Raw genomic sequence first — 6,715 nt, 5'->3', positions numbered from 1 at the left:
GACCTGCACCTTGCCTACAAGGACCGCGCCTGGGTGCTGAGGCGGGTCCGCTCCTGACCCGCCCCTGACTCTTCCCCTCTGCCGCTCGTCACGCGACGGCCGCCATCTCCGGCCGGGCACGTGCGCAGAGCTTTTCCACGACGGCGCGGATCAGTTTCATCCCGGTGTCGTCGTCCAGCGACAGGATCGATTCCGGGTGGAACTGGACGGCGGCCAGCGGCAGCGCGCGGTGTTCCAAGGCCATCACGACGCCGTCCTCGCTCTCGGCCGTGACCTCCAGCTCGTCCGGAAGGCTTGCCCGCTCCGCGAACAGCGAATGGTAGCGGCCGACGGTGAAGCTCCGGGGCAGCCCGTCGAACAGCGCGCCGCCCAGCACCCGCACGGCGGATGCCTTGCCGTGCATCGGGTGCTCCAGCACGCCCAGCGTTCCGCCGAAATGCTCGGCCATCCCCTGCAATCCCAGGCAGACGCCGAATACCGGCACCCCCAGCGCCATCGCCAGGCCCAGCGTCGCCGAGACGTCGAAGTCCGCCGGCCGCCCCGGACCCGGCGACAGCACCAGCAGGTCGGGCCGCATCTCCGCCAGTGCCGCGCGGGCGGCTTCAGCCCGCAAAGTCGTCACCTCGGCGCCGGTCTGCCGGAAGTAGTTGCCGAGCGTATGGACGAAGCTGTCCTCGTGGTCGACCAGCAGTATCCGGCGTCCCATGCCGGGCCTTGCCCCAGCCTGGACATCCGGTCCGCCATTGCCGTCCACCTGCCGGATCACGCCGAACAGCGCCGATCCCTTCAGCCGGCACTCGGCGTCCTCGGCGACGGGGTCGCTGTCGTAGAGCAGCGTGGCGCCGACCCTGACCTCCGCGACGCCGTCCTTCAGCCGGATCGTGCGGAGCGTCAGCCCCGTGTTCATGCCGCCGTCGAAGGTCATGCAGCCGATGGCGCCGCCGTACCACCGGCGGGCTGACTTCTCGTGGTCCTCGACGAACTGCATCGCCCTGCGCTTCGGCGCTCCGGTCACCGTCACCGCCCAAGTATGGCTGAGGAAGCCGTCCAGCGCGTCGAACCCGTCGCGCAGCGTCCCTTCGACATGATCGACGGTGTGGATCAGCCGGGAATACAGCTCGACCTGCCGGCGGCCGATCACCCGGACCGAGCCGGGCTCGCAGATCCGCGACTTGTCGTTGCGGTCCACGTCGGTACACATGGTCAGCTCCGCCGAGTCCTTGGCCGAGTTCAGCAGCGTCAGGATCTGGGCGGCGTCCGAGATCGCGTCGGCGCCGCGCGCGATGGTGCCGGAGATCGGGCAGGTCTCGATCCGGCGGCCCTCCACCCGGACATACATTTCCGGCGATGCCGCGATCAGGAACTCGCCGTCGCCGAGGTTCATCAGCGCGCCGTAGGGGGAGGGGTTGGCGCGGCGCAGCCGGCGGAACAGGGTGGACGGGCCGCTCGCCGATTTCTCGGCGAAGACCTGGCTCAGGACGACCTCGAACAGGTCCCCGCGCTTGAAGGCGTCGCGCGCCCGCTCGACCGAGGCGGCATAGTCGCCGTCGGCGTGGTCGTTGGCGGGGTCGGCCGCGGCATCGGGGCTATAGGGGGCGGGGGCCGTGGACCGCGCCAGTCCGTGAGTCCGCTCGCCCGCCGCCGTGAACTCGTAATGGTGGATCGTCGCGGCGGCGCGCAGGTGGTCCACGACCAGCACCTCGTCCGGCAGATACAGCACGAGGTCGCGCTGGTCGCCGCCACGCTCCAGCCTCCTGCGGATCGCCTCGAACTGGAAGGCCAGATCGTAGCCGAACGCACCGTAGAGCCCTAGCGTGTGGTCGTCCGGCGCGCTGAACAGATCGGAGACCGCCCGCAGCACCGAGAAGACGGAAGGCTGCCGGCTGCGGTCTTCCTCCGCGAAGGTGCCCGGCGCCACGGGTTTGACCCGGCAGTCGATCCGCCCCGGCGCGGTATCGAACGCTTCCAGAGCGTCCAGGTCGGCGAGGTTTTCGGCGATGGCGCGGACCAGGACGCGGCCGCGCAGGTTGAGCGCCTCGATCCTGACGTCGCGGTCGCGCGCGGTCAGCATGACCGGCGGATCGACGAAACCCAGGTCCCAGCGGGTATAGCGGCCCGGATATTCGAAGCTGGAGGACAGCAGCACGCCGCGCCGCCGTTCCAGCGCATCGATCAACGGCTCGACGGCGCCCTCGTAGGGCTGCTGGATCAGGCGGCGCTCGACCCTGATGCCGCCGCGCGTCCGGTAATCCAGTGTTTCCTTGTCGTTGAAGCTCATATCCGGGTCCCCGTTCAGGTGTCTGGCTCTATTGGCTGGCTTTGACTGCCGCCACGGACCCCCGGTGAACCCCGCTTCGTCAGATCCCAATCCCCGACAAAAACAAAGGCCGCCCGGAACCCGTGGCGGCCTCGATGTCGATCACTGCGATCGCATGCGTGAGGTTTGGCCGCCCGATTACACGGGCCACCACCAACGCTGCGCTGCTGTGAGAACGATGTTGCTCATGGGGCGGACAATCTCACGCGGCGGGGAAGAAGGTCAAGCGAGTTCACTTCGCCTGCTTGAACAGGATGATCGAGATGCGGCGGTTGCGCGGGTCCTTGGGGTTTTCCGGGAACAGGGGGTCCACTTCGGCCCGGCCGCTGACGTCGGCCAGTCGGGTGGGGGGCAGTCCCATCGCGGTCAGCGCCTTCAGCGTGGCGCTGGCGCGCTGGCTGGACAGGTCCCAGTTGCCCTGGGGGTTGTTGGCGAACGGGGTGGCGTCGGTGTGGCCCCGGATCGCGATCTTGTTGTTCAGCGGACCGATGGCCTGGACGACCTTGGTCAGGAGCTTCCGCATGTCGTCGTTCATCTGAGTGCTGCCGGAGGCGAACATGCTCTTGCCCTCGTTGTCGACGATCTGGACGCGCATGCCTTCCGGCGTCTGATCGACCAGCAGGTTGTTCTTCAGACCCTGAAGGTCGGGAGAGGCTTCCAGCGCTTGTTTCAGCGCATCGGCCGCCTTGTCGAACTGGCGCTTCTCGCGCTGTTCCGGCGTCAGGGACGGCGGGGCGCCGGGCTTGGGCGGCGCTCCGGCCGCCTGCTGGCCGGGGTCCTTGCCCTGGCCGCTGTCCTCCCCCTCGGCGCCTTCGCCGGCGCCGCTGCTGTCGCCGTCGTTCTCGGTGGGCTTGACGAGGGTGTTGGGGGCGGCATCCTGCGACGTGAAGGCGGCGTTGGGGGACGACAGGCTGCCGGGGACGGAGATCGTGACGCCGCCTAGCAGACCGCCGGAGCCGCTGTTGGAACTGGAAACCGCCGGGCTGGGAGAGAAGTAGTCGGCGAGGCTCTTGCGCTGGTCCTCCGTGGTCGAGCCAAGCAGCCACAGCAGCAGGAAGAACGCCATCATCGCGGTCACGAAGTCGGCATAGGCCACCTTCCAGGCGCCGCCATGGTGGCCGCCGCCGGCCACGATGATGCGCTTGATGATGATGGGCCGCTCGGACTTTGCCATTGCTCACCTGACTGAAGGAATTGGCTGACGAATTGTTAAGACTTCCGCTCCAAGATGCGCTCGACTTATGCAGGTTTTCCCGCATTTCCGCGCATTTCTCAGCGTGTCAAGGCAGACAACCTGACTTAAGAACGTAAACATTTCTTTATCGGCAAGTCGGACGGTCATGCTTGCAATCGGTGGACTCGTTTTCCTCTTCATCTGCGTCTTCGGCGTTTACGCCGCAACTGGCGGTAATATGGAAATCGTGCTTGGCGCCTTGCCGCACGAAATGGCGACCATCGGCGGCGCCGCCGTCGGCACCTTCCTGATTTCCAACAGCGCCCATGGCATCAAGCATGCGCTGAAGGACATGCCTAAGGTGATCAAGGGCGCCAAATTCAAAAAAGCCGACTACATGGACATCCTGACGTTGATGTTCCAGTTGCTGAAACTCGCCAAGAACAAGGGCACGGTCGCGATCGAGCCCCATATCGAAAAGCCGGGCGAGAGCCCGATCTTCCAAGCCTACCCCAAGATCACGCACGACCATTTCGCGCAGGACCTGATCTGCGACTACCTGCGCATGGTATCGATGAGCCAGGACGATCCGCATCAGGTCGAAGACATCATGGAGCGCGAGATCAAGGCCTTCCACGCGGAAGGCTCGCATGTGTCCCACGCTTTCCAGGGCATGGCCGACGCGCTGCCGGCGCTCGGCATCGTCGCGGCGGTGCTGGGTGTGGTGAAGACCATGGGCTCGCTGAACGAACCGCCGCCCGTGCTCGGCAAGATGATCGGCGGCGCGCTGGTCGGCACCTTCCTGGGCGTGCTGCTGGCCTACGGCATCTTCGGCCCGATCGCCACGCGCTTGCAGGGCATCTACGACGACGAGATCAAGTTCTACCACGTGATCCGCGTGATCATCACCGCCCACCTGCACGGGCAGGCGCCGCAGATCAGCGTGGAGACCGGCCGCAAGGCGATCTCCCACGAATACATGCCGAGCTTCGCGGAAGTCGAAGAGAAGCTGAACGCTCTGCCGCCGGTGTGATGCCAAAAGCTGAATAGGTTGGCCTGAGAAAATACTTTCGCCGTGTAGGTCGGTCTAGAGCAAAGCGGCAGCCGACATAGACGCGCCGGCTTGTCGGCTGCCGCTTTGCTCTAGACCGACCTACGGCATGACCATTTTTACTTGGCATAACGCAGAAAAACGGCGGGAGAATTCCCCGCCGTTTTTTGTCTTTAACAAATGCCCTTGTTCAGCCTGACGTCTTGGTGACCATGGGCGACGGAGAAACCTGACCGGGCACCTGCCCCGGAAGCTGGCGGAACAGCGAGGTCCCGACCAGCAGGTCGACCGCGCGCTGAAGCTGGTAGTCCTCGGCGCTGCCGGGTGCCGCATCGGACTTCGTCGTCACCGGGGCCGGAGCGCCGGGAGCGGCGGCGGCTGGGGGCTTCGCGACCGTGTCGTTGCTCAGCGCGCCGCGCAGGTCGGCTTCCTTGCGGGTCGAGGCCTGCGCCACCTTTTCCAGCTTGGCCTGCTCGACCGTGATGTCGGGGGTGACGCCCAGCGCCTGGATCGAGCGGCCCGACGGCGTGTAGTAGCGGGCCGTCGTGATCTTCATGGCCTTCTGCTCGGTCAACGGCATGATGGTCTGGACGGAGCCCTTGCCGAAGGTCTGGGTGCCCAGCAGCACCGCGCGGTGCTGGTCCTGAAGGGCGCCGGCGACGATTTCCGACGCGGAAGCCGAACCGCCGTTGACCAGGACGACGATCGGCAGGCCCTTGGTCAGGTCGCCGCTGGTCGCGTCGAAGCGCTGGGTCTCCACGCCGTCGCGGGCGCGGGTCGAGACGATGTTGCCCTTGTCGAGGAAGCTGTCGGCGACCGAAACCGCCTGATCCAGCAACCCGCCTGGATTGTTGCGGAGGTCGACGACATAGCCGATCAGCTTGCTGCCGATCTCGTTCTGGAGCGTCTGTACAGCCTTTTCCAGGCCCGGCTGGGTCTGGCGGCTGAAGCCGGTGATGCGGATGTAGCCGACATTGCCTTCCGCCCGCTGCTTGACCGGCTGGCTCTTGATCACTTCGCGGGTCAGGCTGACTTCGAACGGAGCCGCCTCGGTCACGCCGCGCCGGACCATGACCTTGATCGGCTGGCCGACCGGACCGCGCATCTTGTCGACCGCCTGCTTGAGCGACAGGCCCATGACCGGCTCGCCGTCGATCTGGGTGATCAGGTCGCCGCTCTGGAAGCCGGCGCGGGCGGCGGGGGTGTCGTCGATCGGGGAGATGACCTTGACGAGGCCGTTCTCCAGCGTGACTTCGATCCCCAGGCCGCCGAACTCGCCCCGGGTCTGGACCTGCATCTCGGTGAAGTCCTCGGTGTCGAGGAAGCTGGAATGCGGATCGAGCGAGGTCAGCATGCCGTTGATGGCCGCCTTGACCAGCTGCTCGTCGGTCACCTTCTCGACATACTGTCCGCGCACCCGCTCGAACACTTCGCTGAACAGGTTGAGCGCCCGCTCATCCATCGCCGACTGCTGCGCCGCGGCTGTGTTGGGCGCCTTGGACGAGGAATTGGCCGCTGCCTGGACAGGCGCTCCGGAGGCCGGCGGCTGCGCCAGCGCCGGCAGGGGCGCCAGAAGCGCCAGCGATACGGCCAACAGTGCTGAGGTGCTGGTAGCGGATGTCCGGTCGTTCATGCGGGCGAGATCCTCTGGCGGGCACGAGCCCAAAAGGAGTGTTGAGCAAGTTTAAACGGATGGTCCAACGAATACGATACACCATTCGGGCGGCAGGATAAGAGAGCCTGAATATGGTTAATCTAAGGTTATGAAAAATGCCGCCCGATCGATGGCGCCTTGCCTTTTGCGTCACATATCCGGGTTGGCAGCGCGGGGCCGCTGTGAAAGACTTGAGCCCATGCTATTGCACCGCACCATACGCTGAACGAGTGCGGCGGATAATCGAGAGTGACAGGAAGGTTTGACGATGACGAGACGTTGGTTTGGCGCTTTCACGGCGGCGATGCTAGGCGCCGTGTTCTGTACGGCTTCCGTGACCGGATCGGCCTTGGCGGCGGATCTGCCCAAGGTGACGCTGGCGATGAGCGGCTGGACCGGGTTCGCGCCGATCACGCTGGCGCAGAAGGCCGGCATCTTCGAGCGGAACGGCATCGAGGTCGAGATCAAGAAGATGCCGACGTCCAACCGGCATCAGGCGATGGCGTCCGGCGACGTCCA

At 65.8% G+C, this 6,715-nt stretch carries 5 protein-coding genes; 2 read left to right on the top strand and 3 right to left on the bottom strand.

Going from position 1 to position 6,715, the window contains the following annotated elements:
• Positions 1-88: 88 nt before the first annotated feature.
• Together AC5JJ6_RS34960 and AC5JJ6_RS34955 are read right to left on the bottom strand one after the other, a co-directional pair.
• Positions 89-2,278 carry an anthranilate synthase gene (locus AC5JJ6_RS34960; protein ID WP_496046452.1) on the bottom strand — a complete coding sequence of 730 codons (2,190 nt, stop codon included), beginning with the start codon at positions 2,276-2,278 and terminating at the stop codon, positions 89-91.
• Between the two features lie 271 nt (positions 2,279-2,549).
• Positions 2,550-3,491, bottom strand: coding sequence for a flagellar motor protein MotB (locus AC5JJ6_RS34955; protein WP_496046451.1), 942 nt, complete (start codon positions 3,489-3,491; stop codon positions 2,550-2,552).
• A gap of 166 nt (positions 3,492-3,657) precedes the next feature.
• Here AC5JJ6_RS34955 and motA point away from each other — a divergent pair, with 166 nt between their 5' ends.
• Positions 3,658-4,524, top strand: coding sequence for a flagellar motor stator protein MotA (gene motA / locus AC5JJ6_RS34950; RefSeq protein WP_496046450.1), 867 nt, complete (start codon positions 3,658-3,660; stop codon positions 4,522-4,524).
• A gap of 208 nt (positions 4,525-4,732) precedes the next feature.
• On the opposite strand, the gene AC5JJ6_RS34945 is transcribed toward motA, so the two are convergent.
• Positions 4,733-6,175, bottom strand: a complete 1,443-nt coding sequence (locus AC5JJ6_RS34945) for a S41 family peptidase (RefSeq protein WP_496046449.1) — start codon at positions 6,173-6,175, stop codon at positions 4,733-4,735.
• A gap of 289 nt (positions 6,176-6,464) precedes the next feature.
• On the opposite strand from AC5JJ6_RS34945, the gene AC5JJ6_RS34940 reads away from it, so the two are divergent.
• The coding region (locus AC5JJ6_RS34940; protein ID WP_496046448.1) for a hypothetical protein at positions 6,465-6,715 on the top strand (251 nt) is incomplete at its 3' end.

It is taken from the genome of Skermanella sp., from assembly GCF_059503625.1.
The sequence above is the reverse complement of the archived record's forward strand: the minus strand, read 5'-3'. Positions and strand labels throughout refer to the sequence as shown.

Coding starts and splice junctions, on each gene's coding strand:
- AC5JJ6_RS34960 (WP_496046452.1), bottom strand. CDS start 2,278: ATGAGCTTCAACGACAAGGAAACACTGGATTACCGGACGCGCGGCGGC.
- AC5JJ6_RS34955 (WP_496046451.1), bottom strand. CDS start 3,491: ATGGCAAAGTCCGAGCGGCCCATCATCATCAAGCGCATCATCGTGGCC.
- motA (WP_496046450.1), top strand. CDS start 3,658: ATGCTTGCAATCGGTGGACTCGTTTTCCTCTTCATCTGCGTCTTCGGC.
- AC5JJ6_RS34945 (WP_496046449.1), bottom strand. CDS start 6,175: ATGAACGACCGGACATCCGCTACCAGCACCTCAGCACTGTTGGCCGTA.